Origin of the sequence: Candidatus Planktophila versatilis (assembly GCF_002288265.1) — a bacterium.
GTDB classification, from domain to species: domain Bacteria; phylum Actinomycetota; class Actinomycetes; order Nanopelagicales; family Nanopelagicaceae; genus Planktophila; species Planktophila versatilis.
This window is the reverse complement of sequence record NZ_CP016778.1, coordinates 1,073,657-1,099,626: the sequence shown is the minus strand read 5'-3', so window position 1 is coordinate 1,099,626 and position 25,970 is coordinate 1,073,657. Positions and strand designations below refer to the sequence as shown.

Annotated in this window: 33 protein-coding genes; all 33 read left to right on the top strand. The window is 48.9% G+C overall.

Going from position 1 to position 25,970, the window contains the following annotated elements:
- The first annotated feature begins 81 nt into the window (after window positions 1-81).
- The 33 genes from rplA to A1sIIB76_RS05505 all read left to right on the top strand — a co-directional run bounded on the left by rplA (window position 82) and on the right by A1sIIB76_RS05505 (window position 25,966).
- Window positions 82-786, top strand: a complete 705-nt coding sequence (gene rplA, locus A1sIIB76_RS05665) for a 50S ribosomal protein L1 (protein WP_095675234.1) — start codon at window positions 82-84, stop codon at window positions 784-786.
- A gap of 209 nt (window positions 787-995) precedes the next feature.
- Window positions 996-1,643 carry a 50S ribosomal protein L10 gene (gene rplJ, locus A1sIIB76_RS05660; protein WP_095684999.1) on the top strand — a complete coding sequence of 216 codons (648 nt, stop codon included), beginning with the start codon at window positions 996-998 and terminating at the stop codon, window positions 1,641-1,643.
- Between the two features lie 18 nt (window positions 1,644-1,661).
- Window positions 1,662-2,045: a 50S ribosomal protein L7/L12 gene (rplL, locus tag A1sIIB76_RS05655; protein WP_095675232.1), complete on the top strand. Its 384-nt coding sequence runs from the start codon at window positions 1,662-1,664 to the stop codon at window positions 2,043-2,045.
- A gap of 227 nt (window positions 2,046-2,272) precedes the next feature.
- Window positions 2,273-5,725: a DNA-directed RNA polymerase subunit beta gene (gene rpoB, locus A1sIIB76_RS05650; RefSeq protein WP_223298143.1), complete on the top strand. Its 3,453-nt coding sequence runs from the start codon at window positions 2,273-2,275 to the stop codon at window positions 5,723-5,725.
- A gap of 14 nt (window positions 5,726-5,739) precedes the next feature.
- Window positions 5,740-9,546 carry a DNA-directed RNA polymerase subunit beta' gene (locus A1sIIB76_RS05645; protein WP_095675230.1) on the top strand — a complete coding sequence of 1,269 codons (3,807 nt, stop codon included), beginning with the start codon at window positions 5,740-5,742 and terminating at the stop codon, window positions 9,544-9,546.
- Between the two features lie 68 nt (window positions 9,547-9,614).
- Window positions 9,615-9,959 carry a hypothetical protein gene (locus A1sIIB76_RS05640; RefSeq protein WP_125918793.1) on the top strand — a complete coding sequence of 115 codons (345 nt, stop codon included), beginning with the start codon at window positions 9,615-9,617 and terminating at the stop codon, window positions 9,957-9,959.
- Between the two features lie 250 nt (window positions 9,960-10,209).
- Window positions 10,210-10,590: a 30S ribosomal protein S12 gene (gene rpsL, locus A1sIIB76_RS05635; protein WP_095675227.1), complete on the top strand. Its 381-nt coding sequence runs from the start codon at window positions 10,210-10,212 to the stop codon at window positions 10,588-10,590.
- Complete coding sequence (gene rpsG / locus A1sIIB76_RS05630) at window positions 10,590-11,060, top strand: 30S ribosomal protein S7 (RefSeq protein ID WP_095675226.1); 471 nt, start codon at window positions 10,590-10,592, stop codon at window positions 11,058-11,060. The genes rpsL and rpsG overlap by 1 nt, the downstream gene beginning before the upstream one ends.
- Before the next feature lie 49 nt (window positions 11,061-11,109).
- Window positions 11,110-13,221, top strand: coding sequence for an elongation factor G (gene fusA / locus A1sIIB76_RS05625; RefSeq protein ID WP_095675225.1), 2,112 nt, complete (start codon window positions 11,110-11,112; stop codon window positions 13,219-13,221).
- A 61-nt stretch (window positions 13,222-13,282) separates the two neighbouring features.
- The gene (gene tuf, locus A1sIIB76_RS05620) at window positions 13,283-14,476 is read left to right on the top strand and encodes an elongation factor Tu (protein WP_095675224.1); all 1,194 of its coding nucleotides are present in this window, start codon (window positions 13,283-13,285) and stop codon (window positions 14,474-14,476) included.
- 92 nt (window positions 14,477-14,568) lie between these two features.
- The gene (gene rpsJ, locus A1sIIB76_RS05615) at window positions 14,569-14,877 is read left to right on the top strand and encodes a 30S ribosomal protein S10 (RefSeq protein WP_017955300.1); all 309 of its coding nucleotides are present in this window, start codon (window positions 14,569-14,571) and stop codon (window positions 14,875-14,877) included.
- A gap of 17 nt (window positions 14,878-14,894) precedes the next feature.
- A complete protein-coding gene (gene rplC, locus A1sIIB76_RS05610; RefSeq protein ID WP_095675223.1) occupies window positions 14,895-15,593 on the top strand; it encodes a 50S ribosomal protein L3 in 699 nt (232 codons plus the stop codon).
- A gap of 2 nt (window positions 15,594-15,595) precedes the next feature.
- On the top strand, window positions 15,596-16,279 hold the full coding sequence (gene rplD / locus A1sIIB76_RS05605) for a 50S ribosomal protein L4 (RefSeq protein ID WP_095675222.1): 684 nt from the start codon (window positions 15,596-15,598) through the stop codon (window positions 16,277-16,279).
- Window positions 16,279-16,572 (top strand): 50S ribosomal protein L23, encoded by a 294-nt coding sequence (rplW, locus tag A1sIIB76_RS05600; RefSeq protein ID WP_095675221.1) that lies wholly within the window; start codon window positions 16,279-16,281, stop codon window positions 16,570-16,572. Before rplD ends, rplW begins: the two co-directional genes overlap by 1 nt.
- A 31-nt stretch (window positions 16,573-16,603) precedes the next feature.
- Entirely contained in the window at window positions 16,604-17,437 is an 834-nt protein-coding gene (gene rplB, locus A1sIIB76_RS05595) for a 50S ribosomal protein L2 (RefSeq protein WP_095684996.1), read from the top strand.
- Window positions 17,438-17,446: 9 nt separating this feature from the next.
- Window positions 17,447-17,728, top strand: coding sequence for a 30S ribosomal protein S19 (rpsS, locus tag A1sIIB76_RS05590; protein WP_095675219.1), 282 nt, complete (start codon window positions 17,447-17,449; stop codon window positions 17,726-17,728).
- Window positions 17,721-18,212, top strand: a complete 492-nt coding sequence (rplV, locus tag A1sIIB76_RS05585; protein ID WP_095675218.1) for a 50S ribosomal protein L22 — start codon at window positions 17,721-17,723, stop codon at window positions 18,210-18,212. The genes rpsS and rplV overlap by 8 nt, the downstream gene beginning before the upstream one ends.
- Window positions 18,212-19,012 carry a 30S ribosomal protein S3 gene (gene rpsC, locus A1sIIB76_RS05580; protein ID WP_095675217.1) on the top strand — a complete coding sequence of 267 codons (801 nt, stop codon included), beginning with the start codon at window positions 18,212-18,214 and terminating at the stop codon, window positions 19,010-19,012. Before rplV ends, rpsC begins: the two co-directional genes overlap by 1 nt.
- Window positions 19,012-19,425, top strand: a complete 414-nt coding sequence (gene rplP, locus A1sIIB76_RS05575) for a 50S ribosomal protein L16 (protein ID WP_095675216.1) — start codon at window positions 19,012-19,014, stop codon at window positions 19,423-19,425. The genes rpsC and rplP overlap by 1 nt, the downstream gene beginning before the upstream one ends.
- 2 nt (window positions 19,426-19,427) lie before the next feature.
- Window positions 19,428-19,640 carry a 50S ribosomal protein L29 gene (gene rpmC / locus A1sIIB76_RS05570; RefSeq protein ID WP_095675215.1) on the top strand — a complete coding sequence of 71 codons (213 nt, stop codon included), beginning with the start codon at window positions 19,428-19,430 and terminating at the stop codon, window positions 19,638-19,640.
- The gene (gene rpsQ, locus A1sIIB76_RS05565) at window positions 19,640-19,912 is read left to right on the top strand and encodes a 30S ribosomal protein S17 (protein ID WP_095675214.1); all 273 of its coding nucleotides are present in this window, start codon (window positions 19,640-19,642) and stop codon (window positions 19,910-19,912) included. Before rpmC ends, rpsQ begins: the two co-directional genes overlap by 1 nt.
- A gap of 17 nt (window positions 19,913-19,929) precedes the next feature.
- A complete protein-coding gene (rplN, locus tag A1sIIB76_RS05560; RefSeq protein WP_095675213.1) occupies window positions 19,930-20,298 on the top strand; it encodes a 50S ribosomal protein L14 in 369 nt (122 codons plus the stop codon).
- Between the two features lie 2 nt (window positions 20,299-20,300).
- Window positions 20,301-20,612 (top strand): 50S ribosomal protein L24, encoded by a 312-nt coding sequence (gene rplX, locus A1sIIB76_RS05555; RefSeq protein ID WP_095675212.1) that lies wholly within the window; start codon window positions 20,301-20,303, stop codon window positions 20,610-20,612.
- Window positions 20,612-21,169: a 50S ribosomal protein L5 gene (gene rplE, locus A1sIIB76_RS05550; protein ID WP_095675211.1), complete on the top strand. Its 558-nt coding sequence runs from the start codon at window positions 20,612-20,614 to the stop codon at window positions 21,167-21,169. Before rplX ends, rplE begins: the two co-directional genes overlap by 1 nt.
- A gap of 2 nt (window positions 21,170-21,171) precedes the next feature.
- On the top strand, window positions 21,172-21,357 hold the full coding sequence (locus A1sIIB76_RS05545) for a type Z 30S ribosomal protein S14 (protein ID WP_018207218.1): 186 nt from the start codon (window positions 21,172-21,174) through the stop codon (window positions 21,355-21,357).
- A gap of 67 nt (window positions 21,358-21,424) precedes the next feature.
- Window positions 21,425-21,829 carry a 30S ribosomal protein S8 gene (gene rpsH, locus A1sIIB76_RS05540; RefSeq protein ID WP_095675210.1) on the top strand — a complete coding sequence of 135 codons (405 nt, stop codon included), beginning with the start codon at window positions 21,425-21,427 and terminating at the stop codon, window positions 21,827-21,829.
- Between the two features lie 7 nt (window positions 21,830-21,836).
- Window positions 21,837-22,376 carry a 50S ribosomal protein L6 gene (rplF, locus tag A1sIIB76_RS05535; RefSeq protein ID WP_095684994.1) on the top strand — a complete coding sequence of 180 codons (540 nt, stop codon included), beginning with the start codon at window positions 21,837-21,839 and terminating at the stop codon, window positions 22,374-22,376.
- Window positions 22,376-22,753, top strand: a complete 378-nt coding sequence (rplR, locus tag A1sIIB76_RS05530; protein ID WP_095675208.1) for a 50S ribosomal protein L18 — start codon at window positions 22,376-22,378, stop codon at window positions 22,751-22,753. The genes rplF and rplR overlap by 1 nt, the downstream gene beginning before the upstream one ends.
- Complete coding sequence (gene rpsE / locus A1sIIB76_RS05525; RefSeq protein ID WP_095675207.1) at window positions 22,753-23,373, top strand: 30S ribosomal protein S5; 621 nt, start codon at window positions 22,753-22,755, stop codon at window positions 23,371-23,373. The genes rplR and rpsE overlap by 1 nt, the downstream gene beginning before the upstream one ends.
- Window positions 23,373-23,555: a 50S ribosomal protein L30 gene (gene rpmD / locus A1sIIB76_RS05520; protein ID WP_017955281.1), complete on the top strand. Its 183-nt coding sequence runs from the start codon at window positions 23,373-23,375 to the stop codon at window positions 23,553-23,555. Before rpsE ends, rpmD begins: the two co-directional genes overlap by 1 nt.
- Before the next feature lie 2 nt (window positions 23,556-23,557).
- Window positions 23,558-23,998, top strand: coding sequence for a 50S ribosomal protein L15 (rplO, locus tag A1sIIB76_RS05515; RefSeq protein WP_095675206.1), 441 nt, complete (start codon window positions 23,558-23,560; stop codon window positions 23,996-23,998).
- 37 nt (window positions 23,999-24,035) lie between these two features.
- Window positions 24,036-25,331 carry a preprotein translocase subunit SecY gene (gene secY, locus A1sIIB76_RS05510; RefSeq protein ID WP_095684993.1) on the top strand — a complete coding sequence of 432 codons (1,296 nt, stop codon included), beginning with the start codon at window positions 24,036-24,038 and terminating at the stop codon, window positions 25,329-25,331.
- Window positions 25,331-25,966, top strand: a complete 636-nt coding sequence (locus A1sIIB76_RS05505) for an adenylate kinase (protein ID WP_095697177.1) — start codon at window positions 25,331-25,333, stop codon at window positions 25,964-25,966. Before secY ends, A1sIIB76_RS05505 begins: the two co-directional genes overlap by 1 nt.
- Window positions 25,967-25,970 lie beyond the last annotated feature (4 nt).

Genomic DNA, 25,970 nt, shown 5'->3' with positions numbered 1-25,970 from the left:
GTGGCATAAAGATGTGGGAGAACCGCGCTGGTTCGCTAACCACAACCGAAAACTTGTAGCAATACAAGAAAGAAGGAAGATATGAAGCGCTCAAAGAAGTACACCGAAGTAGCAGCGAAGGTCATCAAAGACCACCTCTACACACCTCTTCAAGCAGTCACACTTGCGAAAGAGACAACAACAACTAAGTACGACTCAACTATTGAAGTTGCACTCGTACTAGGTGTGGATCCAAAGAAGGCTGACCAAGCAATTCGCTCAACTGTTAACTTGCCACACGGCACAGGAAAGACAGCACGCGTTTTGGTATTTGCTAACGGAGAGCGTGCCGAAGAAGCACGTGCTGCTGGTGCAGATATCGTCGGAGGCGATGAACTCATTGATGAAGTATCAAAGGGTCGCCTAGATTTCGATGCAGTTGTTGCAACACCAGATTTGATGGCCAAGGTTGGTCGTCTCGGTAAAGTTCTTGGAACTCGTGGCCTCATGCCAAACCCAAAGACAGGAACAGTGACAACAGATGTCACTAAGGCTGTTAATGACATCAAGGGTGGAAAGATTGAATTCCGCGTTGATAAGAACTCAAACCTTCACTTCATCATCGGCAAGGCATCATTTACTGCAGATCAGCTTGCAGATAACTATGCAGCTGCCCTGGAAGAAGTTCTTCGCGTGAAGCCAAACTCATCAAAGGGTCGCTACATCGCCAAGGCTGTTGTCTCATCTTCGATGGGACCTGGAATCGCGGTAGATCCAAACCTCACACGCGAGCCATCAGCTAACTAGCTCTATTAGGCAGGGGATTTGACCAGTTCCAATCCCCTGCTTAAGATTTACCCATAACCAAAGACCGCAGGTCTTAAGCTCGCAAGAGCTCAAGATAATTGAGGAATCTCAGCCCGCGTAGGTGTTCACATTAATCCGTGCGCATTTACGCGTCACGGATTTTTTTATTGCCTGTAGTCACCTTGAACAACTAACGAAAGGTGAACCGAATGGCTCGCCCAGATAAAGCAGCAGCAGTTGCTGAACTGACTGAAGATTTCAAGTCAGCTACAGCGACTTACCTCACCGAATATCGCGGTCTGACCGTGACTTCGATGAAGGCGCTACGCCGCAGCCTTGGTTCAGATACCAAGTACAGCGTCGTAAAGAACACTCTTACCAAGATTGCAGCAAAGAATGCTGGCGTTGAGATCTCTGATGATCTCCTTGCTGGCCCATCAGCTGTTGCATTCATTAAGGGCGATGCAATCGATGCAGCTCGTAACCTGAAGAACTTCCAGAAAGAGAACCCACTCCTAATCATTAAGGGTGGAATCTACGAAGGAAAGTTTGTTACAACAGCAGAGATCATGAAGCTCGCAGACCTCGAGTCTCGCGAAGTACTTCTTGCAAAGCTTGCTGGTGCCATGAAGGGCTCGCTTGCTAAGGCAGCGCGTACTTTCGATGCACTTCGCATCAAGATGGAAGCAGGAGCACCAGCTGCAGCACCAGTTGCAGCAGCAGCTCCAGTAGCAGAAGCGGCACCAGCTGCAGAAGCTCCAGCCGAGGCACCAGTTGCTGAAGCAGTTGTAACAGAAGAAGTTGTCGCTGAAGTTGCTGCAGAAGCAACAGATGCAGCAGAAACTCCAGCGGAATAAAGAAAAGGACAATACAAAATGGCAAAGCTCTCACAAGCAGATTTAATGACTCAGTTCAAGGAAATGTCACTTGTTGAACTCTCAGAGTTCGTCAAGGCATTTGAAACAGAGTTCGATGTAACAGCAGCAGCACCAGTTGCAGCAGCAGGTGGCGGCGCAGCAGCAGGTGGCGGCGCAGCAGAAGCACAAGATGAATTCACAGTCATCCTTGAAGCAGCAGGCGGACAGAAGATTGCTGTTATCAAGGAAGTACGTAACCTGAACTCAGCACTTGGTCTTAAGGAAGCAAAAGATCTAGTTGATGCAACTCCAGCAACCCTTCTTGAGAAGGTAAATAAGGAGACAGCAGATAAGGCAAAGGCAGCCCTCGAGGCAGCTGGCGCAACGGTCACTGTTAAGTAAATTCTTAACTAAAAAGCCCGGTTCCCTCGTGGAGCCGGGTTTTTTTATCCCCAAAGGGCAGACAAGCGGGGGGATTTGGGGGTATAAGCACTCGGTTTGCCCCAACGGGGGGTGAGGAGTTACTCTTCCCCTTCGCATATTTTTCTAGAGGTCTTTGCATATAGCGGCGGCGACCTTCTAATTGTGCGTGTCCACATAAAAGTGAATTTTGTCTGGAAGGACATCTCTTGGCCGCGAAAAAGAGTTCAACTGCCCCCCGTCGTATTTCGTTCGCAAAGATCCGTGAACCGCTAGAAGTTCCTAATCTGCTCGCGCTGCAAGTTGAAAGCGTTGACTGGTTACTAGGAAACGATCTATGGCGAGCACGTCTTGCACAATCAACTAACACAAATCGAGGAGAACTTCCTTCGAAGTCCGGTTTGGAAGAAATCTTTGAAGAGATTTCACCAATCGAAGATTTCCAAGGAACGATGTCACTTTCATTCCGTGACCATCGCTTCGAGCCACCTAAGCATTCAATTGCTGATTGCAAAGAGCGCGACATGACATATGCGCAGCCACTCTTTGTGACTGCAGAATTTACAAATAACGAGACCGGCGAAATTAAGTCTCAGACAGTCTTCATGGGCGACTTCCCGGTCATGACACCACGCGGAACATTCGTTATTAACGGAACCGAGCGCGTTGTTGTTTCACAGATCGTTCGCTCACCTGGCGTGTACTTCGAACGTCAGATTGAAAAGACTTCAGATAAAGATGTATTTACTTCAAAGATTATTCCTAGCCGCGGTGCTTGGCTTGAATTTGAAGTTGATAAGAAAGATCTCGTTGGCGTTCGTATCGACCGCAAGCGTAAGCAATCTGTCACAGTATTCCTTAAGGCCCTTGGTTGGACCGATGAACAAATTCGTGAAGAGTTTGGTGACTTCGCTTCCATGATGGCAACACTTGATAAGGACACTGTTAAGACTCAAGATGAAGCACTTCTTGATATCTATCGCAAGATGCGTCCAGGTGAGCCTCCAACTAAGGAAGCGGCACAGAACCTTATTGAAAACCTTTACTTCAACCCTAAGCGTTATGACTTGGCTAAGGTCGGTCGCTTTAAGGTTAATAAGAAGCTCGGTCTTGACCTTGAGCTATCACAGAGCATGCTCACCATTTCAGATATCGTGGCAACACTTCGCTACCTCGTAGCGCTGCACCGCGGAGATCTCACAATGGATTACGGCCGCGAAGTTCGCGTGGAGAAAGACGATATCGATCACTTCGGTAACCGTCGTCTTCGCACAGTAGGCGAGCTCATTCAGAACCAAGTACGTATCGGACTCTCACGTATGGAACGTGTTGTTCGCGAACGTATGACAACCCAAGATGTGGAAGCAATTACTCCTCAGACTTTGATCAACATCCGTCCGGTTGTTGCATCAATCAAGGAGTTCTTCGGAACATCTCAGTTGTCACAGTTTATGGATCAGACAAACCCACTTTCAGGTCTCACACACAAGCGTCGTCTTTCAGCCCTCGGGCCCGGTGGTCTCTCACGTGATCGTGCCGGCTTTGAAGTGCGTGACGTTCACCCATCTCACTACGGACGTATGTGTCCAATCGAAACTCCAGAAGGACCAAACATCGGTCTTATCGGTTCCCTTGCGACATATGGTCGCGTTACCGCGTTCGGTTTTATCGAAACTCCTTATCGCAAAGTTGTAAAGGGCAAGGTCACCGATCAGGTTGACTACCTCACAGCTGATGAAGAAGACGAGCACATCATTGCTCAGGCAAATGCGCCATTGACAGATGACAATCACTTCGCAGAAGCACGCGTACTTGTACGTCGTCGCGGTGGCGAAGTTGAATACATCATCGCTGATGAAGTGGATTACATGGACGTTTCACCACGTCAGATGGTTTCTGTTGCAACAGCAATGATTCCGTTCCTCGAGCACGATGATGCAAACCGCGCACTCATGGGTTCTAACATGATGCGTCAGTCAGTTCCGTTGATGCGTGCAGAAGCACCATTTATCGGTACTGGTATGGAATTTCGCGCAGCTGTCGATGCCGGTGACGTAGTCATGGCAACAAAGGCTGGCGTTGTAACTGAAGTTGCTGCTGACGAAGTTAAGGTCATGGGCGATGACGGTACCTACCAAACATATTCACTTGCTAAGTTCACTCGCTCTAACCAAGGTACTTCTTACAACCAGAAGGTTGTAGTTACTGAAGGTCAGAAGCTTGAAGTTGGTTCAGTAATCGCCGATGGTCCATGTACCGAAAACGGTGAAATGGCTCTTGGTAAGAACCTACTCGTGGCATTTATGTCATGGGAAGGCCACAACTACGAAGATGCGATCATTCTTTCGCAGCGCCTAGTGCAAGACGATGTACTGACCTCAATTCACATTGAAGAGTATGAAGTCGATGCCCGCGATACCAAGCTTGGTGCCGAAGAAATCACACGCGATATCCCTAACGTCTCTGAAGAAGTTCTGGCAGATCTCGATGAGCGCGGAATCATCCGCGTTGGCGCCGATGTTGTGCCAGGCGATATCTTGGTTGGAAAGGTAACTCCTAAGGGAGAAACTGAACTCACACCAGAAGAGCGTCTACTTCGTGCAATCTTTGGTGAGAAGGCTCGCGAAGTTCGCGATACATCTCTTAAGGTTCCACACGGTGAATCAGGAAAAGTTATCGGCGTAAAGATCTTTGAATCAGAAGAAGGCTTCGAGCTTGCAGCTGGCGTTAACCAATTGGTTCGCGTTTATGTTGCGCAGAAGCGCAAGATTCAAGATGGTGACAAGCTTGCTGGTCGCCACGGTAACAAGGGTGTTATTTCAAAGATCCTTCCAGTGGAAGATATGCCATTCCTTGAAGATGGAACTCCAGTTGATGTTGTCTTGAACCCACTTGGTGTTCCAGGACGTATGAACGTCGGACAGGTTCTTGAAATGCACCTCGGTTGGGTGGCAAAGACAGGTTGGGATGTTTCCGGAGTCTCTGAAGCATGGGCAGATCACCTCAAGGAGATCGGCGCCGAAAAGGGAGCACCAGGAACAAACCTGGCAACACCGGTATTCGATGGTGCACTTGAAGATGAAATCTCAGGTCTGCTTTCATCAACACTTGCAAACCGCGATGGCAACCAACTTATTGGTCGTTCCGGCAAAGCCCGTCTCTTTGACGGTCGTTCTGGCGAGCCATACCCAACTCCAATTTCAGTTGGATATATGTATATCTTGAAGCTGCACCACTTGGTCGATGACAAGATTCACGCACGTTCAACTGGTCCATACTCAATGATCACTCAGCAACCACTTGGTGGTAAGGCTCAATTCGGTGGTCAGCGATTTGGTGAAATGGAAGTGTGGGCACTTGAAGCTTACGGCGCCGCATACACACTCCAAGAGTTGCTCACTATTAAATCTGACGATGTTCTCGGACGCGTCAAGGTTTACGAAGCCATTGTGAAGGGCGAGAACATTCCAGAACCAGGCATCCCAGAATCATTTAAGGTGCTTATCAAGGAAATGCAATCACTCTGCCTCAATGTCGAAGTCCTCTCTTCAGAAGGTGTCGCAATTGAAATGCGCGATAACGATGAAGAGATTTTCCGTGCCGCCGAAGAACTAGGTATCAACTTGTCACGAGTTGAGCCAAGCTCAGTAGAAGAAATTTAAGGAGCGAATCAAACATGTTAGATGTCAACTTCTTTGATGAACTACGAATCGGTCTTGCATCGGCTCAAAATATTCGTGATTGGTCTTTTGGCGAAGTAAAGAAGCCAGAGACAATCAACTACCGCACACTCAAGCCCGAGAAGGACGGACTCTTCGACGAGAAGATCTTCGGACCAACTCGTGACTGGGAATGTTATTGCGGTAAGTACAAGCGCGTTCGATTTAAGGGAATCATCTGCGAGCGTTGCGGTGTTGAAGTAACACGCGCAAAGGTTCGCCGCGAACGTATGGGTCACATCGAGCTTGCTGCTCCTGTTACTCACATCTGGTACTTCAAGGGTGTTCCATCACGCCTTGGCTACCTACTTGACCTTGCACCTAAGGATCTCGAGAAGGTTATCTATTTCGCTGCGTACATGATCACAGAAGTTGATGCTGAAGCTCGCGAAGAAGATATGCCACAGCTTGAGAAGAAGTTGGCCAATGATCGCAAGAAGATCGAAACAAAGCGCGATGTTGATGTCGATACTCGCACCAAGAAGCTTGAGGCAGATATTGCTGAACTCGAAGCCGAAGATGCGAAGTCAGATGTGAAGCGCAAGGTTCGTGAATCTGCAGAGCGCGAGCTCAAGGCAATCCGTGAACGCGCAGAGCGCGAACTCACCCGCCTAGAAGATGTCTGGTCACGCTTTAAGAACCTCAAGGTTCAAGATCTCGAAGGTGATGAGAATCTTTACCGCGAAATGCGTGATCGCTATGGCATGTATTTCAAGGGAGATATGGGAGCTGCTGCAATTAAGAAGCGCCTGGAAACTTTCGACCTTGAGACAGAGCATGCAATGCTCACTGACCTTTCCGAGAACGGCAAGGGTGCGAAGAAGACTCGTGCTATCAAGCGTCTGAAAGTTGTTAATGCATTTATGACAACGAGCAACCACCCAGCATCAATGGTTCTCGATGCGGTACCGGTCATACCACCTGATCTGCGCCCAATGGTTCAGCTAGATGGTGGACGCTTTGCGACTTCAGATCTAAACGATCTCTATCGCCGCGTTATTAACCGTAACAATCGTTTGAAGCGCCTTGCTGATCTTGGTGCTCCAGAAATTATCGTGAATAACGAAAAGCGTATGTTGCAGGAAGCTGTAGATGCGTTGTTCGATAACGGTCGTCGTGGTCGTCCAGTTACTGGCCCAGGAAACCGTGCACTGAAGTCACTGTCAGACATGCTTAAGGGCAAGCAAGGACGTTTCCGTCAGAACTTGCTCGGAAAGCGCGTTGACTACTCAGGTCGTTCCGTAATCGTTGTTGGTCCACAGCTGAAGTTGCACCAGTGCGGTCTGCCAAAGCAGATGGCGCTAGAACTCTTCAAACCATTCGTAATGAAGCGTCTAGTAGACCTTAACCACGCGCAGAACATTAAATCTGCAAAGCGCATGGTTGAACGTGCTCGTCCAGTTGTATGGGATGTTCTTGAAGAAGTTATTGCAGAACATCCAGTGCTTCTGAACCGCGCTCCTACACTTCACCGTTTAGGTATCCAAGCATTTGAACCACAGCTGGTTGAAGGTAAGGCAATTCAGATTCACCCACTCGTTTGTACAGCATTTAACGCTGACTTCGACGGTGACCAGATGGCTGTCCACCTTCCATTATCTGCCGAAGCTCAGGCTGAAGCACGTATCTTGATGTTGTCATCAAATAACATCTTGTCACCAGCAAATGGTCGCCCAATTACATCTCCTACCCAGGACATGGTTCTTGGTCTCTACTACTTAACAATGGATCGCGAAGGCGTACTTGGCGAAGGCCGTGCATTCGGTTCCATCGCTGAAGCGATCATGGCTCATGATCAGCACTCAGTTTCATTGCAAGCAAAGGTAAAGATTCGCGTTAAGGGAGAAACTCTTGAGACAACGATCGGCCGTGCCCTCTTTAATGAGGCGCTACCTGAGCAATTCCCATTCGTTGATCACGATGTAACTAAGAAAGCACTCGGCGCAATCGTCGACAAGCTGGCTGAGTTCTATCCAAAGGTCACCGTGGCACAGACACTCGATGCGCTTAAGTCACTCGGTTTCCACTGGGCAACTCGCGCTGGTGTAACAATCGGTATCGAAGATGTTGTCACACCTCCTCGTAAGCGTGAAATCCTAGAAAGCTATGAAACACAAGCCGACAAGGTTCAATCACAGTACGAAAAGGGACTCATCACAGATGACGAGCGTCGCCAAGAACTCATTGAGATCTGGACCAAGGCAACAGCTGAAGTAGGTAAAGAGATGGAAGAGAACTTCCCTCGTCTAAACCCAGTCTGGATGATGGTCTTCTCAGGTGCTCGTGGAAATATGATGCAGATTCGTCAGATTGCAGGTATGCGCGGACTTGTTGCAAACCCAAAGGGTGAAATTATTCCTCGCCCAATTAAGTCCAACTTCCGTGAAGGCCTCTCTGTTCTCGAGTACTTCATCTCAACCCACGGTGCACGTAAGGGTCTTGCAGATACAGCGCTTCGTACCGCTGACTCTGGTTACCTCACACGTCGTCTGTGCGATGTTGCTCAAGATGTCATCATTCGCGAAGAAGATTGCGGAACTGATCGTGGTCTCGTACTTCCAATCGCTACTCGCATTGAAGCTGGCAGCCTGGTTAAGCATGATCACGTTGAAACTTCTGTCTATGGCCGCACATTGGCTGAAGACATTACTGTCAACGGTGAGGTCATTGCCCAAGCCGGTGCCGACCTTGGCGATCGCAACATTGATGCACTCGTTGCTGCTGGAGTAGATGAAGTAAAGATTCGCTCAGTTCTTACTTGCGATAGCAAGGTCGGACAGTGCGCAGCTTGCTATGGTCGCTCCCTTGCTGCAGGTCAACTCGTTGCAGTCGGTGAAGCAGTCGGAATTATCGCAGCGCAGTCAATCGGTGAACCAGGAACGCAGCTCACAATGCGTACCTTCCACACCGGTGGTGTTGCTGGTGATGACATCACTCACGGTCTTCCACGTATCGTCGAGCTCTTTGAAGCGCGTACACCTAAGGGTGTTGCGCCAATCGCAGAAGCTGCTGGCGTTGTCTCATTCCGAGAAGATGCAAAGGGTAAGAAGATCATCGTGACACCAGATGATGGTGGCGAAGAAGTTGCTTACCCAATCACACGCCGTCAGAAGCTACTTGTAGAAGAAGGAACACGCGTTGAAGTTGGCCAGAAGATGGTCGTCGGCGCAATTGATCCTAAGCAGGTACTTCGTATCCTCGGACCACGTGCAACTCAAGTTCACTTGGTGAACGAGATCCAATCTGTTTATCGCTCACAGGGCGTAGGCATTCACGATAAGCACATCGAAGTTATTGTTCGCCAAATGCTCAAGCGCATTACTGTGCTTGAAGCTGGCGATACTGAAATGCTTCCAGGTGAACTCGTTGAACGCGGTCGCTTTGAAGCTGAAAACCGTCGCGTTGTGACAACTGGTGCTAAGGCTGCATCTGGTCGCCCAGAACTTATGGGTATCACCAAGGCATCCCTTGCAACTGAGTCATGGTTGTCAGCGGCTTCATTCCAGGAAACAACTCGCGTACTAACTGATGCCGCACTCTCTGAGAAGTCTGATCCACTCTTGGGTCTGAAGGAGAACGTCATCATCGGTAAGTTGATCCCTGCTGGAACAGGCCTTGCCCGTTACCGCAACATCCGCGTTGAACCTACTGAAGAAGCGAAGGCAGCGGTCTATGCAGCCTACGACGAGTACGACTTCACTCCATTTGATCAGCAAGGATCAGGAGAAGCAGTACGTCTTGATGAGGTAGAAATTCCTCGCTAAGTAATTAGCTAGAAAGGGCCGTCGCATAATTTGCGGCGGCCCTTTCTCTTTCTCGGTAACATTCTTTTATGGCTAGAGTGATGAGAGAAGGAAATGAATTGGTTCTTCAACTCTCCTTCTGGGAAAAAATGGGCGCTCTGCACTCAAATCCGCGCACATCAATTGATGCCATAGAAAAAATTGAATTCGTTGATCAACTCTGGGGCTCTTCCACTCTTCGCGGAGTGCGTGCTCCTGGAACTGCTATTCCCTATGTGGTGCTCTTAGGAACGCTGCGAGGCCTGGGATATAAGGACTTTGTAGCAATGAAGGGCAGGGGAGAAGGGGTCGTGATTACGCTCAAAAGCGGTCCTTTTGCCCGCTGGATTTTCACCCTAGGGCAGCCAAATTCGGAGATTTCCGCCCTCTTATAGCGACACGCCGAATGGGCCAAAACCCTGAAAATAGGGGGTGTTGGGGGTCCTGCGGAGTAGAAGGGCCGTTTTGACCTTTCATGCGCCCTGCCGATACCTTTCTCCTCTGCGCTTTTTAGCGCGCTTGTTGCTTCCTCCTGTTAAGAAATTAATCGGGCGAAATGCGAATCGGGTGCAACACACCCGACCGCGTGGGTCGGAAGTATGAGCGTGGAATTAAAAAGTTCAGTAAACGAAATGGAGAAAAGTAGTGCCAACAATTCAGCAGCTAGTGCGTCGTGGTCGTGCAGAAAAGACTACGAAGACATCAACACCTGCGCTTAAGGGTTCCCCTCAGCGACGTGGTGTGTGCACACGTGTTTACACAACAACACCTAAGAAGCCTAACTCTGCGCTTCGCAAGGTTGCACGTGTTCGTCTTACTAGCGGAATGGAAATCACTGCATACATCCCAGGTGAAGGTCACAACCTACAAGAGCACTCCATTGTTCTTGTTCGCGGAGGCCGCGTAAAAGATCTTCCTGGTGTTCGTTACAAAATTATTCGTGGATCACTAGATACACAAGGTGTTAAGAACCGTAAGCAATCTCGTTCACGTTACGGTGCTAAGAGAGAGAAGAAGGCTAGCTAATGCCACGTAAAGGTCCCGTAGTAAAGACTCCTGTAGTTGCTGATCCTGTTTACAACTCACCAGTTGTAACTGCACTTATCAACCGTGTACTTCTTCACGGCAAGCGCTCAACAGCTGAAGCAATTGTTTACAACGCACTAGAAGGCACACGCAAGAAGACTGAAGTTGATCCACTGATCACACTGAAGCGCGCACTTGAGAACATCAAGCCTGCTGTTGAAGTTCGATCACGCCGTGTTGGTGGAGCTACCTACCAGGTGCCAATTGAAGTGAAGGCTTCACGCTCTTCAACTCTTGCACTTCGCTGGTTAGTTGACTACTCACGCGATCGTCGCGAGAAGTCAATGTCAGAGCGTCTTCAGAATGAACTTATCGATGCCGCAAATGGTCTTGGAGCAGCTGTAAAGCGCCGCGAAGATACCCACAAAATGGCGGAAGCAAACAAGGCGTTTGCTCACTACCGCTGGTAATAGTTAAAGAATCTAAGACTTAAAGAATCCGACGAGAAGAGGAATATACGTGTCAACGTCTACAGTAGAGAAGATCGATTTAGCTACGGTTCGCAACATTGGAATCATGGCTCACATCGACGCGGGCAAAACCACTACTACTGAGCGCATCCTTTTCTACACAGGTATTTCTTACAAGATTGGTGAAGTGCACGAAGGTGCAGCAACCATGGACTGGATGGAGCAGGAACAAGAGCGCGGTATCACTATCACCTCTGCTGCAACAACTTGTATGTGGAAAGACCATCTCATTAACATCATTGATACACCAGGCCACGTTGACTTCACAGTTGAGGTAGAGCGTTCACTTCGTGTACTAGATGGCGCAGTTGCAGTATTCGATGGCGTTGCTGGTGTTGAACCACAATCTGAAACAGTATGGCGCCAGGCAGATCGTTATTCAGTTCCACGTATTTGTTTCATTAACAAGCTAGACCGCACAGGTGCTTCATTTGATAAGTGCGTAAGCATGATCAAGGATCGCCTAAATGCAGTAGCCCTCGTTCTTCAACTTCCTATCGGTAACGAATCAGATTTCATTGGTGTAGTTGACCTGATTGCTATGAAGGCACTCGTATGGCGCGGAGAAACTAAAAAGGGCGAAGATTACGCAATCGAAGAGATTCCAGCTGACATGCTCGATAAGTGTAAGCAAGCTCGCGCAGAGATGCTCGAAACTCTTGCCGAAAATGATGATGTTCTCATGGAGAAGTTCCTTGAAGGAATTGAAGTTTCAGAAGAAGAAATCATCGCCGGTATCCGCCGCGCAACAATCGCTGCCAAGCTTTCACCAGTTCTTACCGGTTCTGCATTTAAGAACAAGGGTGTTCAGCCAATGCTTGACGCTGTAAATCGCTACCTCCCATCACCACTTGATATCGATGCAATCGTCGGTACAGATATGAACGATGTGACAGTTGAGATGAAGCGCCAGCCTAAGAATGAAGAACCATTCTCAGCCCTAGCTTTTAAAATCATGACAGATCCACACCTTGGAAAACTTACATTTATCCGTGTTTACTCAGGCGTTCTTGAGACAGGATCAACAATCCTTAACTCAACAAAGAACCGCAAAGAGCGCATCGGAAAGATCTACCAGATGCACGCCAACAAGCGCGAAGAGCGTGACAATGTTGGCGCCGGAATGATTGTTGCTGTGATGGGTCTTAAGGACACCACAACAGGTGAAACTCTCTGTGATCCAGCAAAGCCAGTAATCCTGGAATCAATGGACTTCCCAGCACCAGTTATCTCGGTTGCGATTGAGCCAAAGACAAAGGGTGACCAAGAGAAACTTGGCGTTGCTATTCAGCGTCTATCTGAAGAAGATCCAACATTCCACGTTAATACTGACGAAGAGACCGGCCAGACAATCATCGCTGGTATGGGTGAACTTCACCTTGAAATCTTGGTCGATCGTATGCGTCGTGAATTTAAGGTTGAAGCAAACGTTGGTAAGCCACAGGTTGCATACCGCGAAACACTTCGTAAGCCAGTTGCACGCCATGACTACACACACAAGAAGCAGACCGGTGGTTCTGGACAGTTTGCAAAGATTCAGATTGCTATCGAGCCACTTCCAACAGGTCAGGTTGAAGGCGGATATGAATTCGTTAATAAGGTCACTGGAGGCCGCGTTCCACGCGAGTACATCCCTTCAGTTGATGCAGGATGTAAGGAAGCGATGACAGCAGGACCACTTGCTGGATATCCACTTACAGATGTACGAGTAACTCTTCTTGACGGCGCGTATCACGATGTTGACTCATCGGAGCTCGCATTCAAGGTGGCTGGTATCGCAGCATTTAAGGAAGCAGCAAAACTTGCTGATCCTGCAATTCTCGAGCCAGTGATGAAAGTCGAAGTTGTTACCCCTGAAGACTTCATGGGTGATGTCATCGGCGATCTCAATAGTCGTCGTGGCCAAATCCAGGCCATGGATGAGCGGTCAGGTGCCCGCGTTGTTAGGGCGCTAGTTCCGTTGTCGGAGATGTTCGGTTATGTCGGAGATCTCCGCTCCAGAACACAAGGTCGCGCGAGCTACAGCATGGAATTCGACAGTTATGCCGAAGTTCCAGGAAACGTCGCAAAGGAAATCATTGCGAAAGTTCGCGGCGAATAACCCTAATAAGAACAGCACAACCCCTAATAACTAAGCACTAGGAAACGAAAGAGGAACCAAAATGGCAAAAGCCAAGTTCGAGCGTAATAAGCCGCACGTTAACATCGGAACCATCGGCCATATTGACCACGGTAAAACAACACTTACTGCAGCAATCTCTAAGGTTTTGCATGACAAGTACCCAACTCTTAACGCAGCTACTGCGTTCTCAGATATCGATAAGGCGCCAGAAGAGCGTCTTCGCGGTATCACAATCTCTATCGCTCACATCGAGTACCAGACAGAGAAGCGTCACTACGCACACGTTGACTGCCCAGGCCACGCTGACTACATCAAGAACATGATCACTGGTGCTGCGCAGATGGACGGAGCAATCCTCGTCGTTGCAGCAACAGACGGACCAATGCCACAGACTAAGGAGCACGTTCTCCTTGCTCGTCAGGTTGGCGTTCCATCAATCGTTGTGGCTCTTAACAAGTCAGATATGGTCGATGACGAAGAAATTCTTGAACTCGTAGAAATGGAAGTTCGCGAACTTCTATCTAAGTACGAATTCCCAGGCGATGACACACCAATCGTTCGCATTTCAGCACTTAAGGCTCTCGAAGGAGATGCAAAGTGGGCTGAGAAGATCATCGAGCTCATGGATGCAGTGGATGCATTTATCCCACAGCCAGAGCGCGAAATCGATAAGCCATTCCTTATGCCAGTTGAAGACGTTTTCACAATCACGGGTCGTGGAACTGTTATCACAGGTCGTATCGAGCGCGGAATCGTTAAGGTTAACGAAGAAGTTGAAATCGTTGGTATTCGTGAGCTAGCTCAGAAGACAACTGTTACAGGCGTTGAAATGTTCCGTAAGTTGCTCGATGAAGGACAGGCTGGCGAGAACGTCGGACTTCTTCTTCGTGGAACAAAGCGTGAAGATGTAGAGCGCGGTCAGGTTGTCTGCAAGCCTGGTTCAATCACACCACACACAGAGTTCGATGCATCTGCATACATCCTTTCAAAGGATGAAGGCGGACGTCACACTCCATTCTTTAACAACTACCGTCCACAGTTCTACTTCCGTACAACTGACGTGACTGGCGTTGTAACACTTCCAGAAGGCACAGAAATGGTTATGCCTGGCGATAACACTGAGATGGCGGTAACGCTCATCCAACCAATCGCAATGGAAGATGGTCTTCGCTTCGCAATCCGCGAAGGTGGCCGCACAGTAGGTGCAGGTCGCGTAACAAAGATCAAGAAGTAATTGTGAAAGCGCCGGCGGCGTAAAAACCGCCGGCGCAAACACAACCGAAGACAACAAAAGTTTGAACTAACGAAAGTAAAGAGGAGAACGACATGGCGGGACAAAAGATCCGCATTCGACTCAAGGCGTATGACCATGAGGTGATTGACTCTTCAGCGAAGAAAATCGTTGAGACAGTCGAGCGCACAGGTGCAACCGTCGCGGGTCCAGTGCCGCTACCAACAGAGAAGAACACCTATTGTGTGATTCGCTCTCCTCACAAGTACAAGGACAGCCGCGAACATTTCGAGATGCGCACACATAAGCGCCTCATCGACATCATCGACCCAACACCTAAGACTGTTGATTCATTGATGCGTCTCGACTTGCCAGCAGGCGTCGACATCGAGATTAAGCTCTAAGGAAAGGACGAAAACTAATGACACGTGAAGTTGTAACTCAGTCTTACGGTTCGTCCATCAAGGGCGTTCTCGGTAAGAAGCTTGGCATGACCCAAGTATTCGATGCAGAAAACAAGATGATTCCTGTGACAGTTGTTTCAGTTGAGTCATGCGTTGTTACATCGATTCGCACACCTGAGAAGGATGGCTATTCAGCTGTTCAACTTGGATACGGCGCAATTGATCCAAAGAAAGTTTCTAAGCCACTTGCTGGACATTACGCAAAGGCAGGCGTCACTCCTCGTCGCTCCGTTGCCGAACTCCGCACACTCTCAGCTGCTGAATACACAGTAGGACAAGAGATTGGCGCATCAACATTTGCAGCTGGCGATATCGTCGATGCAACTGGAACATCAACTGGTAAAGGAACTGCTGGTGTTATGAAGCGCCACGGTTTCGGTGGGCTTAGCTCATCTCACGGTGTAGATCGTAAGCACCGTATGCCAGGTTCAATTGGTGCATGTTCAACACCAGGTCGCGTTTTCAAGGGAATGCGCATGATGGGTCGTATGGGTAATGAGAAGGTCACAACACAGAACCTCACAGTTCAAGCTGTAGATCTAGAAAATAACCTACTTCTTATCAAGGGTTCTGTTCCTGGTACCGATGGTGGTCTCGTCTTTATCCGTTCAGCTGCTAAAAAAGCACTTGTTGAGACTGTAAAGGCAGGGATGTAACCATGGCACTTACCGTTGAAGTAAAGAACGCAGAAGGTAAGAAGGTTGGCTCAGTTGATTTGCCAGCAGATATCTTCGATGCGCAGACAAATATTCCTCTTATTCACCAAGTCGTAACAGCTCAACTTGCAGCTGCTCGTCAAGGTACCCAGAAGGCAAAGAACCGTGGAGAAACTTCTGGTTCAGGTAAGAAGCCTTTCAAGCAGAAGGGAACAGGTCGTGCTCGTCAGGGTTCGATTCGTGCTCCGCTTCAGCGTGGTGGCGGTGCTGCACACGCAGTTCGTCCACGTTCATATTTCCAACGCACACCTAAGAAGATGATCGCAGCAGCACTACGCGGTGTTCTCTCTGACCGTCAGCGTAATGAGCGAATTCACGTTCTTGATTCAGTAACAGCTGCTCCTTCAACGAAGGCAGCACTTGCTGCAGTGCGTCAATTCTCAACTCGCAAGAACCTCTTGGTTGTTGTCTCACGTAAGGAAGACGCTGCATGGCGTTCACTTCGTAACGCTGATGACCTACACCTTCTTGTTCCAGATCAGCTCAACGCTTATGACATCTTGAAAAGCGATGACGTTGTCTTCTCTGAAGCAGCGATCAACGACTTCCTCAAGTTCAAGGCTTCAGCTAAGACTTCAGGAAAATCTGTGAAGTCAGTAGCACGCGAAAGTGAGGTATCTGCATAATGAAGGATTACCGTGAAGTTTTGCTAGCACCAGTTGTCTCTGAAAAGAGCTACGGGTTGCTCGATGAAAACAAGTACACATTCCTTGTTGCAACAGATGCTAATAAGACAGAGATCAAGATCGCTGTTGAAAAGGTATTTGGTGTGAAGGTGGTCAGTGTTAACACTATGAACCGCCAGGGAAAGAATAAGCGCACACGTTTTGGTGATGGAAAGCGCAAAGACACAAAGCGAGCAATCGTTCATGTGGCCGCTGGCGACCGTATCGACATCTTCGGAGGCCCTGTTTCGTAATTGAAACAGGACCTTAAAGAGAGGAAACCTCATGGCACTTCGCAAACTAAAGCCAACGACCCCAGGTCAGCGTGGAGCAACTGTTCCAGATTTCGCAGAAATCACTCGCTCAACACCTGAGAAGTCACTCGTTCGCCCAATTCACTCAAAGGGTGGTCGTAATAATCAAGGTCGCATCACTGTTCGTCACCAAGGTGGCGGGCACAAGCGTGCATACCGTCTTATCGATTTCACACGTAACGATAAAGATGGTGTTCCAGCAAAGGTTGCACACATTGAATACGATCCAAACCGCACAGCGCGTATCGCACTTCTTCACTACGCAGATGGAGAAAAGCGTTACATCATCGCTCCAAATAAGCTTGAGCAAGGTGCAACAGTTGAGAACGGTCCTAAGGCCGATATCAAGCCTGGCAACAACTTGCCACTTCGCAACATCCCAGTAGGAACAACTGTTCACGCAATTGAACTTCGCCCAGGTGGCGGAGCAAAGATTGCTCGTTCAGCTGGCGCATCAGTTCAGCTCGTTGCAAAAGAAGGAGCATATGCACAACTGCGTATGCCATCTGGAGAAATCCGTAACGTAGATGTTCGTTGCCGCGCAACTGTTGGTGAAGTTGGAAACGCAGAACAAGGAAACATTAACTACGGAAAAGCTGGACGTAAGCGCTGGTTAGGCGTTCGTCCATCTGTTCGTGGTGTTGTTATGAACCCAGTCGACCACCCACACGGTGGTGGTGAAGGTAAAACTTCTGGTGGTCGCCACCCAGTTTCACCTTGGGGTAAGCCTGAAGCACGTACTCGTAAGAAGAAGGCTTCAGATTCAATGATCGTCCGTCGTCGTAAGTCGAACAAGAAGCGCTAAGGAGCCCTCATGCCACGTAGTCTCAAGAAGGGTCCATTCATTGATGGACATCTCACCAAAAAGGTGGATGCCCAAAATGAAGCCAATACAAAGAATGTCATTAAGACATGGTCACGACGTTCGATGATCTCGCCTTCAATGATCGGACACACAATTGCGGTACACGACGGCCGCAAGCATGTCCCTGTATTTATTACCGACGCAATGATCGGTCACAAGCTTGGTGAGTTCGCACCAACACGTACATTCCGCGGACACGTTAAAGATGATCGGAGAGCTACTCGTGCCTAATACACAAGACGCACTCATCGCTCGTGCAGTACTGCGCGACATCCGCCACACACCACAGAAGGCTCGTCGCGTTGTCGACTTGGTCCGTGGAATGCGTGCAGATGAAGCACTTAACGTTCTTAAGTTTGCTCCGCAAGCAGCTGGTTCAGATGTCTACACACTTCTTAACTCAGCAATTGCTAATGCTAAGCAGCAGAATCCAGCAATCCGTGATGCTTCAGAGCTCTGGGTTGTCGAAGCACTCGTTGACGAGGGACGCACAATGAAGCGTTTTCGCCCACGTGCACAAGGACGAGGTTTCCGTATCTTGAAGCGCTCAAGCCACATCTCTGTGACTGTCAGCGATTCAAAGGTGACTTCAAAGTCACTATCTCGCACGTCAACAAAGGCGCAGACACGAAATCCAAAGCGTTCTGAGAAGTCACCACTTGCTGCTCCAGTAGCAGCAGTTCCAACACCAGCAGCGAAGGGAGCGTCCAACTAATGGGTCAAAAAGTAAACCCACACGGCTTCCGTCTCGGAATCACAACTGAATTTAAGTCACGTTGGTATGCAGATAAGTTGTACAAGGATTACGTCAAAGAAGACGTCGAAATCCGCCGACTTATGCAGAAGGGCATGGAGCGCGCAGGCGTTTCACGTATCGAAATCGAGCGCACACGTGATCGTGTACGTATCGACCTTCACACTGCACGCCCAGGAATTGTTATCGGTCGTCGCGGACAAGAAGCAGACGTTCTACGTCTAAAGCTTGAAAAACTCACCGGCAAGCAAGTTCAGCTCAATATTCTTGAAGTAAAGAACCCTGAAATTGATGCGCAACTCGTTGCACAGGGAATTGCCGAGCAGCTTGCTGCACGTGTTTCTTTCCGTCGCGCAATGAAGAAGTCAATGCAATCAGCGATGAAGGCAGGAGCTCAGGGCATTCGTGTTCAGTGCGGTGGTCGTCTCGGTGGTGCAGAAATGTCACGTTCTGAGTTCTACCGTGAAGGTCGCGTTCCACTACACACACTTCGCGCTGATATTGATTACGGCTTCTACGAAGCTGCAACAACATTCGGTCGCTTGGGTGTAAAGGTCTGGATTTATAAAGGTGAAGTTATTGGTTCACGTGCAGAGCGTGCTGAAAAGGCACTTGCGGAAGCACGCGCACCAAAGCCAGAACGTCGCGGACCACGCACACCACGTGCCCCACGCGCTGAAGTAACAACTTCACACGTTGCAACTGCAGATTCAACTCCTGCAGCTCCAGCAACAGAGACTTCAGAAGGAGGAGCGCAATAATGTTAATTCCTCGCAAGGTTAAGCACCGTAAGCAGCACCACCCATCACGTTCAGGTGCGTCAAAGGGTGGAACACAGGTTGCATTTGGAGACTTCGGTATCCAGGCACTTGCTCCTGCTTATGTCACTAACCGTCAGATTGAGGCAGCGCGTATCGCGATGACTCGTTATATCAAGCGTGGTGGAAAGGTTTGGATCAATATCTATCCAGATCGCCCACTTACAAAGAAGCCTGCTGAAACTCGTATGGGTTCCGGTAAGGGTTCTCCAGAATGGTGGATCGCAAACGTGAAGCCAGGTCGCATTATGTTTGAAATTTCAGGCGTAACAGAGGCGGTAGCTAATGAAGCTATGCGCCTTGCGATTCACAAGCTCCCAATGAAGTGCCGCGTTGTAAAGCGTGAGGAGGCATAACCATGGCGATTACTACTGAAGAACTTCGTCAACTGTCAGCTGATGAGTTAACTGCAAAGCTTCGTGAAGGTAAAGAAGAACTCTTTAACCTTCGCTTCCAAGCAGCAACAGGTCAGCTTGAATCACATGGTCGTCTCGGTGCAGTTCGTAAAGAGATTGCTCGTATCTACACAATTATTCGTGAACGCGAACTAGGAATTGGAGGCGCTGCGTAATGGCTACAAATCCAACAGAAGATCGCGGATCCCGCAAGACTCGTGAAGGCATCGTTGTCTCAGACAAGATGGATAAGACCATCACCGTTGCAGTATCAAACCGTGTTGCACACGGTATGTACTCAAAGGTTATGAGCCGCACACACAAGCTCAAAGCACATGATGAGACAAACTCAGCAGGCACAGGCGATCGCGTATTGATCATGGAGACACGACCAATATCAGCCTCAAAGCGCTGGCGTTTAGTTCAAATCATCGAGAAGGCTAAGTAAGGGAACGGGTGGAATAAATGATTCAACAAGAATCGCGCCTACGCGTCGCGGATAACACAGGAGCTAAAGAGCTTCTCTGTATTCGTGTGCTCGGCGGAACCAAGCGCCGTTACGCCGGTATCGGAGACATCATCGTATGTTCAGTCAAGGATGCAATCCCTGGTGGACAGGTAAAGAAGGGTGAAGTCGTTAAGGCTGTCATCGTTCGCACAGTAAAAGAACGTCGTCGTCCAGACGGTTCTTACATCAAGTTTGACGAGAACGCTGCAGTTATCCTCAAAGCGGATGGCGAACCACGCGGAACTCGTATCTTCGGACCAGTTGCTCGCGAACTTCGCGACAAGAAGTTCATGAAGATCATTTCACTCGCTCCGGAGGTGCTCTAACCATGGCGAAGATTAAGAAGAATGACGAAGTTTTGGTTATCGCTGGCAAGAACAAGGGCGTAACCGGCAAGGTTCTTCATGTAGATGGAAGCCGCGTCACTGTTGAAGGCGTTAATCGCATTCAGCGTCACACCAAGGAATCAACTTCTGACCGTGGCGTCAAAGTAGGCGGAATCATCACACAAGAAGCATCAATTCATATTTCAAATGTCATGGTCGTAGATGGAGATGGCAAGGCAACACGTCTTGGCGTTCGAGTCGATGAAGAAGGCACAAATGTTCGCATCTCACGTCGCACAGGAAAGGACATCTAATGAGCACTGCTACAGATGTTCGTCTCAAGGCTCGCTATAAGAGCGAAATCCAAGCAACTCTTAAGGGTGAATTTGGATATAAGAATCCAATGCAGATTCCTACGCTGACAAAGATTGTCGTCAACATGGGTGTTGGTGAAGCTGCGCGCGATGCCAAGCTCATCGAAGGTGCAATCCGCGATCTAGCAATCATCACTGGCCAAAAGCCACAGGTTACTAAGTCACGTAAATCAATTGCCCAGTTCAAGCTTCGCGAGAACATGCCAATTGGTGCACACGTCACTCTTCGTGGAGATCGCATGTGGGAATTCGCAGACCGTCTTCTCTCAATCTCTCTTCCACGTATCCGCGACTTCCGTGGTCTTTCTCCAAAGCAGTTCGATGGAAAGGGCAACTACACCTTCGGTCTTACCGAGCAGGTTGTATTCCCAGAAATCGAACAGGACAAGATCGATCGCACCCGCGGTATGGATATCACTGTTGTAACAACAGCTAAGAACGATGACGAAGGTCGCGCACTGCTTAAGGCGCTCGGCTTTCCTTTCAAGGAGGCATAAGAATGGCTAAAACATCACTCAAGGTTAAAGCTGCTCGCAAGCCAAAGTTCAAGGTTCGCGGTTACACACGTTGCCAGCGTTGCGGCCGTCCGCATGCTGTTTATCAAAAGTTTGGAATCTGTCGCGTCTGTTTCCGTGAAATGGCGCACCGCGGCGAGCTTCCAGGTATCACCAAGGCTTCTTGGTAATAGTACAAACGAAAAAAGTCCAAGCAGATCGCTTGGGTACTAATTCGAGAAAGGCCACAGGCCACGTATGACAATGACAGATCCGATCGCAGACATGTTGTCTCGTCTGCGCAATGCGAACTCTGCCTACCATGACACGGTTTCAATGCCGTCATCATCGGTCAAGGTACGTATTGCAGAGATCCTCAAGCAAGAGGGTTTCATTGCAGAATACCGCGTTGAAGCAATGGCAACTGGAGTAGGCAAAAACCTCACTCTTGACCTTAAATTCGGCACAAACCGCGAGCGTTCAATCGCCGGTCTTCGCCGCGTGAGCAAGCCAGGACTTCGCGTATACGCAAAGTCAACTGCGCTTCCAAAAGTTCTTGGTGGTCTCGGAGTTGCAATCATTTCAACTTCATCTGGACTACTTACAGATAAGCAAGCCAATAAGAAGGGTGTAGGCGGAGAAGTTCTCGCCTACGTATGGTAAATCTCCCATGTCACGTATTGGTCGTATGCCTATCACCGTTCCAAGCGGTGTAGAAGTTTCAATCACAGGTCAGAGCGTTGCAGTGAAGGGACCTAAGGGTTCACTCGCAATTGCAGTTCCAGCACCTATCCAAGTTTCACAAGCAGATGGTGTTATCACCGTTGCTCGTCCAAATGAAGAGCGCGTAACACGTTCACTCCACGGTCTATCTCGCTCACTTGTAGCGAATATGGTCGAAGGTGTAACAACTGGTTACTCACTCATAATCAACATCGTCGGTGTTGGTTATCGTGTGGCTGAAAAGGGCAAGGATCTTGAATTCCAGCTCGGCTACAGCCACTCAATTCTTTTCCCAGCCCCAGAAGGCATCTCCTACAAAGTTGAATCACCAACAAGGTTAATTATCAATGGAATTGATAAGCAGCTTGTTGGAGAGACAGCAGCGAAGATCAAAAAGCTTCGCAAGGCTGATCCATATAAGGGTAAGGGCTTGCGTCTTGAAGGCGAAGCAGTTCGTCGCAAGGCTGGAAAGGCAGGTAAGAAGTAATGGCAATCGGAGTTAAGGTCCGCAAGGGCTCAGCGCAGAATGCGCGTGCTCGTCGTGCTTTCCGTCTTCGTAAGAAGATTTCAGGCACACCATCACGTCCACGCCTAGTCGTTTCACGTTCATCACGTCACCTCTTCGTACAGGTTATTGATGACACCCAAGCAAAGACAATTGCTTACGCATCAACAATGGAGCTCGAACTTCGCAAGTCATCTGGCGATAAGACAGATAAGTCGAAGCAAGTAGGAGCACTCATTGCTGAACGCGCTAAGAAAGCCGGAATTTCGACAGTTGTCTTTGACCGCGCAGGTAATAAGTACCACGGTCGTATTGCTGCAGTTGCAGATTCTGCACGAGAGAATGGATTGGAGTTCTAATGGCTGTTAATCCAACTAACGATGCAGCGTCCACAACAGGCGCACCTTCAAATAAGGGTCGCGGCGAACGCCGCGAACGTCGTGATGATCGCGAGAAGGAGAAGTCTCCATACACCGAGCGCGTGGTTTTCATTAACCGCGTGTCAAAGGTTGTGAAGGGCGGACGTCGCTTCTCATTCACAGCACTCGTTGTTGTGGGAGATCAGAACGGAACCGTTGGCGTTGGCTACGGAAAATCTAAGGAAGTTCCACAAGCTATCGCTAAGGCAGTTGAAGAAGCTAAGAAGTCATTCTTCGTAGTGCCACGCGTTCAAGGAACAATTCCTCACCCAGTACAGGGTGAAACAGCAGCGGGTGTAGTTCTACTTCGCCCAGCAAGTCCAGGTACCGGAGTAATCGCCGGAGGCCCTGTTCGCGCCGTACTTGAGTGCGCTGGTGTTCACGATGTACTGACAAAGTCTCTCGGTTCTTCAAATGCAATCAACATGGTTCACGCCACTGTTGCAGCACTGAAGATGCTTGAGTCACCTGCACAAATTGCAGCACGCCGCGGTCGTCCGTTGGAAGATGTTGCTCCTGCAGCAATTATTCGCGCCTCACAGATGACAGTTGGTGTCTAATGCCACGTTTAAAGATCACACAAGTCAAATCAACAGTCGGCAATAAGCCAGAGATTCGCAACACCGTTCGTTCACTCGGACTCAAGCGCATCAATGACGTTGTCGTCAAAGAAGATCGTCCAGAAATTCGTGGCATGGCAGTAGCTGCTCGCCACTTAATCAAGGTAGAGGAGGTCGAATAAAGATGACACTTAAACTTCATCATCTTCGTCCAGCTCCAGGTGCTAAGAAAGACAAGACTCGTAAGGGTCGCGGAGAAGCATCAAAGGGTAAGACTGCTGGTCGTGGCGGTAAGGGAACACATGCTCGTAACACGGTTCGTCCTGGTTTCGAAGGTGGTCAACTTCCGCTCGTCATGCGTCTTCCAAAGCTTCGCGGCTTTAAGAACCCGGCACGTATTGAGTACCAGGCAGTGAATGTCTCAACAATCAACGCACTCTTTCCAAAGGGTGGCGCTGTAACAGTTGCAGATCTCATTGAAAAGGGTGCAGTTCGCGATTCACTACCTGTAAAGGTTCTTGGAAATGGCGAAATTGCAGTTAAGGTATCTATTACGGCACATGCATTTTCTGCATCAGCGATTGAGAAGATCTCAGCTGCTGGTGGATCGACAGCAACTCTGTAATACAAACAAACATTATTGAGCTAGAGGGAGAAGATTGATGCTTTCAGCATTTGGAATGGCATTTAAGACGCCTGAACTTCGTAAGAAAATCTTCTTCACTCTCTCAATCATGGCCCTCTTCCGCTTTGGTTCCGTCGTTCCAACACCAGGTGTTTCATACACAGCGGTAAAGGGATGTCTTGCCCAAGCACAGACTGGTGGCCTATTCGGGCTTATCAATCTTTTCTCAGGTGGAGCGCTCTTGCAGCTCTCAGTCTTTGCACTCGGCATCATGCCTTACATCACCAGCTCAATCATTATTCAGTTGCTGACCGTTGTTATTCCTCGCTTTGAAACACTGAAGAAGGAAGGACAGTCAGGTACTGCAAAGCTCACTCAGTACACCCGCTACCTCACCATCGGACTTGCAATCTTGCAGTCAACAGGTCTTGTTGCTGTTGCTCGTACACCTGGTCGCTTGATCTCCGGTTGTAATGTTCCCATCATTCCTGACACTTCATGGCAACGTATCTTGACCATGATTGTTGTGATGACAGCAGGAACATCAGTAATCATGTGGCTTGGTGAGCTCATCACTGATCGTGGTGTTGGTAATGGAATGTCCATCCTTATCTTCACATCAATCGCATCAACTTTCCCCGGTCAGCTCTGGTCAATCAAGCTTCAAAAGGGCCTCTTCGCATTCCTATTCGTTTGCGCAGTGGGAGTCGTCGTAGTTGCCGCTGTTGTATTCGTTGAACAGGCGCAGCGTCGAATTCCGGTGCAATACGCCAAGCGCATGGTGGGACGTCAGGCATATGGCGGAACATCAACCTATATTCCAATTAAGGTAAACCAGGCTGGAGTTATCCCGGTTATCTTCGCATCATCACTTCTCTATATTCCATCGCTGATTGTGAACTTTACCAATAGCCAATCAGGATGGGCGGTGTGGGTTTCACGTAACTTAGTTACCGGTGATCACCCCATTTATATGGTTACCTACGCAGCTCTCATTATTTTCTTCACTTACTTCTACGTTGCAATCACATTTAACCCAGAAGAGGTTGCAGATAATATGAAGAAGTACGGTGGATTTATTCCAGGAATCCGTGCCGGACGACCAACAACTGAATACCTTCAGTATGTTCTCTCTCGTATTACCGCCCCTGGTGCGCTCTATCTGGCACTTGTTGCACTCATTCCAGTCTTCGCACTCGTTCTCTTCGGTGCCACCCAGAACTTCCCATTCGGTGGAACTGCAATTCTGATTGTGGTTGGCGTTGGTCTAGATACAGCCAAGCAGATCGAGAGCCAGTTGCAGCAGCGTTCATATGAAGGTTTCTTGAAGTAATGCGTTTAGTCCTGGTAGGTCCACCAGGTGCCGGTAAAGGAACTCAAGCTCAGTTCCTGGCTGCGCACTATTCAATTCCTCATATCTCTACCGGCGATATTTTCCGGGCAAACCTCAAAGCCAGCACACCGCTCGGTCTTAAGGCAAAAGGATTTATGGATTCTGGACAACTAGTTCCTGATTCAGTGACCAATGAGATGGTCAAAGATCGCCTTACTCATGACGATGTTGCAAACGGATTCCTACTCGATGGCTTTCCACGTAACACCGTGCAAGCTGAGGTCTTGCGTGCTTTCTTAACTGAAAAGGGCACACCACTTCAAGCTGTCCTAGAACTAGCAATTGAAAATGAAATCATCATTAAGCGCCTATCCTCACGCCGCACCTGTAAAGAGTGTGGGGCACCGGCTGCAGCCAACCTTGAGAAGTGTGCGGCATGTGGTGGCGAGCTCTACCAACGCGAAGATGATAAAGAAGAAGTGATTGCCAAGCGCCTTGCTGTCTATGAAGAGCAGACTGCGCCTATCATCTCTTTCTATCGCAACGAAGGCTTGCTTATTACTATTGGCGCCGATGGCGATGTAGCAGATATTACAGAGCGCGCGATTACTGCGTTAAGTCGCGTTCACGGCTAAGTAA

Excerpts from the sequence above, each read along its gene's own strand:
- rplA (WP_095675234.1), top strand. The coding sequence starts at position 82 with ATGAAGCGCTCAAAGAAGTACACCGAAGTAGCAGCGAAGGTCATCAAA.
- rplJ (WP_095684999.1), top strand. The coding sequence starts at position 996 with ATGGCTCGCCCAGATAAAGCAGCAGCAGTTGCTGAACTGACTGAAGAT.
- rplL (WP_095675232.1), top strand. The coding sequence starts at position 1,662 with ATGGCAAAGCTCTCACAAGCAGATTTAATGACTCAGTTCAAGGAAATG.
- A1sIIB76_RS05645 (WP_095675230.1), top strand. The coding sequence starts at position 5,740 with ATGTTAGATGTCAACTTCTTTGATGAACTACGAATCGGTCTTGCATCG.
- A1sIIB76_RS05640 (WP_125918793.1), top strand. The coding sequence starts at position 9,615 with ATGGCTAGAGTGATGAGAGAAGGAAATGAATTGGTTCTTCAACTCTCC.
- rpsG (WP_095675226.1), top strand. The coding sequence starts at position 10,590 with ATGCCACGTAAAGGTCCCGTAGTAAAGACTCCTGTAGTTGCTGATCCT.
- tuf (WP_095675224.1), top strand. The coding sequence starts at position 13,283 with ATGGCAAAAGCCAAGTTCGAGCGTAATAAGCCGCACGTTAACATCGGA.
- rpsJ (WP_017955300.1), top strand. The coding sequence starts at position 14,569 with ATGGCGGGACAAAAGATCCGCATTCGACTCAAGGCGTATGACCATGAG.
- rplC (WP_095675223.1), top strand. The coding sequence starts at position 14,895 with ATGACACGTGAAGTTGTAACTCAGTCTTACGGTTCGTCCATCAAGGGC.
- rplD (WP_095675222.1), top strand. The coding sequence starts at position 15,596 with ATGGCACTTACCGTTGAAGTAAAGAACGCAGAAGGTAAGAAGGTTGGC.
- rplW (WP_095675221.1), top strand. The coding sequence starts at position 16,279 with ATGAAGGATTACCGTGAAGTTTTGCTAGCACCAGTTGTCTCTGAAAAG.
- rplB (WP_095684996.1), top strand. The coding sequence starts at position 16,604 with ATGGCACTTCGCAAACTAAAGCCAACGACCCCAGGTCAGCGTGGAGCA.
- rpsS (WP_095675219.1), top strand. The coding sequence starts at position 17,447 with ATGCCACGTAGTCTCAAGAAGGGTCCATTCATTGATGGACATCTCACC.
- rpsC (WP_095675217.1), top strand. The coding sequence starts at position 18,212 with ATGGGTCAAAAAGTAAACCCACACGGCTTCCGTCTCGGAATCACAACT.
- rplP (WP_095675216.1), top strand. The coding sequence starts at position 19,012 with ATGTTAATTCCTCGCAAGGTTAAGCACCGTAAGCAGCACCACCCATCA.
- rpmC (WP_095675215.1), top strand. The coding sequence starts at position 19,428 with ATGGCGATTACTACTGAAGAACTTCGTCAACTGTCAGCTGATGAGTTA.
- rpsQ (WP_095675214.1), top strand. The coding sequence starts at position 19,640 with ATGGCTACAAATCCAACAGAAGATCGCGGATCCCGCAAGACTCGTGAA.
- rplN (WP_095675213.1), top strand. The coding sequence starts at position 19,930 with ATGATTCAACAAGAATCGCGCCTACGCGTCGCGGATAACACAGGAGCT.
- rplX (WP_095675212.1), top strand. The coding sequence starts at position 20,301 with ATGGCGAAGATTAAGAAGAATGACGAAGTTTTGGTTATCGCTGGCAAG.
- rplE (WP_095675211.1), top strand. The coding sequence starts at position 20,612 with ATGAGCACTGCTACAGATGTTCGTCTCAAGGCTCGCTATAAGAGCGAA.
- A1sIIB76_RS05545 (WP_018207218.1), top strand. The coding sequence starts at position 21,172 with ATGGCTAAAACATCACTCAAGGTTAAAGCTGCTCGCAAGCCAAAGTTC.
- rpsH (WP_095675210.1), top strand. The coding sequence starts at position 21,425 with ATGACAATGACAGATCCGATCGCAGACATGTTGTCTCGTCTGCGCAAT.
- rplF (WP_095684994.1), top strand. The coding sequence starts at position 21,837 with ATGTCACGTATTGGTCGTATGCCTATCACCGTTCCAAGCGGTGTAGAA.
- rplR (WP_095675208.1), top strand. The coding sequence starts at position 22,376 with ATGGCAATCGGAGTTAAGGTCCGCAAGGGCTCAGCGCAGAATGCGCGT.
- rpsE (WP_095675207.1), top strand. The coding sequence starts at position 22,753 with ATGGCTGTTAATCCAACTAACGATGCAGCGTCCACAACAGGCGCACCT.
- rpmD (WP_017955281.1), top strand. The coding sequence starts at position 23,373 with ATGCCACGTTTAAAGATCACACAAGTCAAATCAACAGTCGGCAATAAG.
- rplO (WP_095675206.1), top strand. The coding sequence starts at position 23,558 with ATGACACTTAAACTTCATCATCTTCGTCCAGCTCCAGGTGCTAAGAAA.
- secY (WP_095684993.1), top strand. The coding sequence starts at position 24,036 with ATGCTTTCAGCATTTGGAATGGCATTTAAGACGCCTGAACTTCGTAAG.
- A1sIIB76_RS05505 (WP_095697177.1), top strand. The coding sequence starts at position 25,331 with ATGCGTTTAGTCCTGGTAGGTCCACCAGGTGCCGGTAAAGGAACTCAA.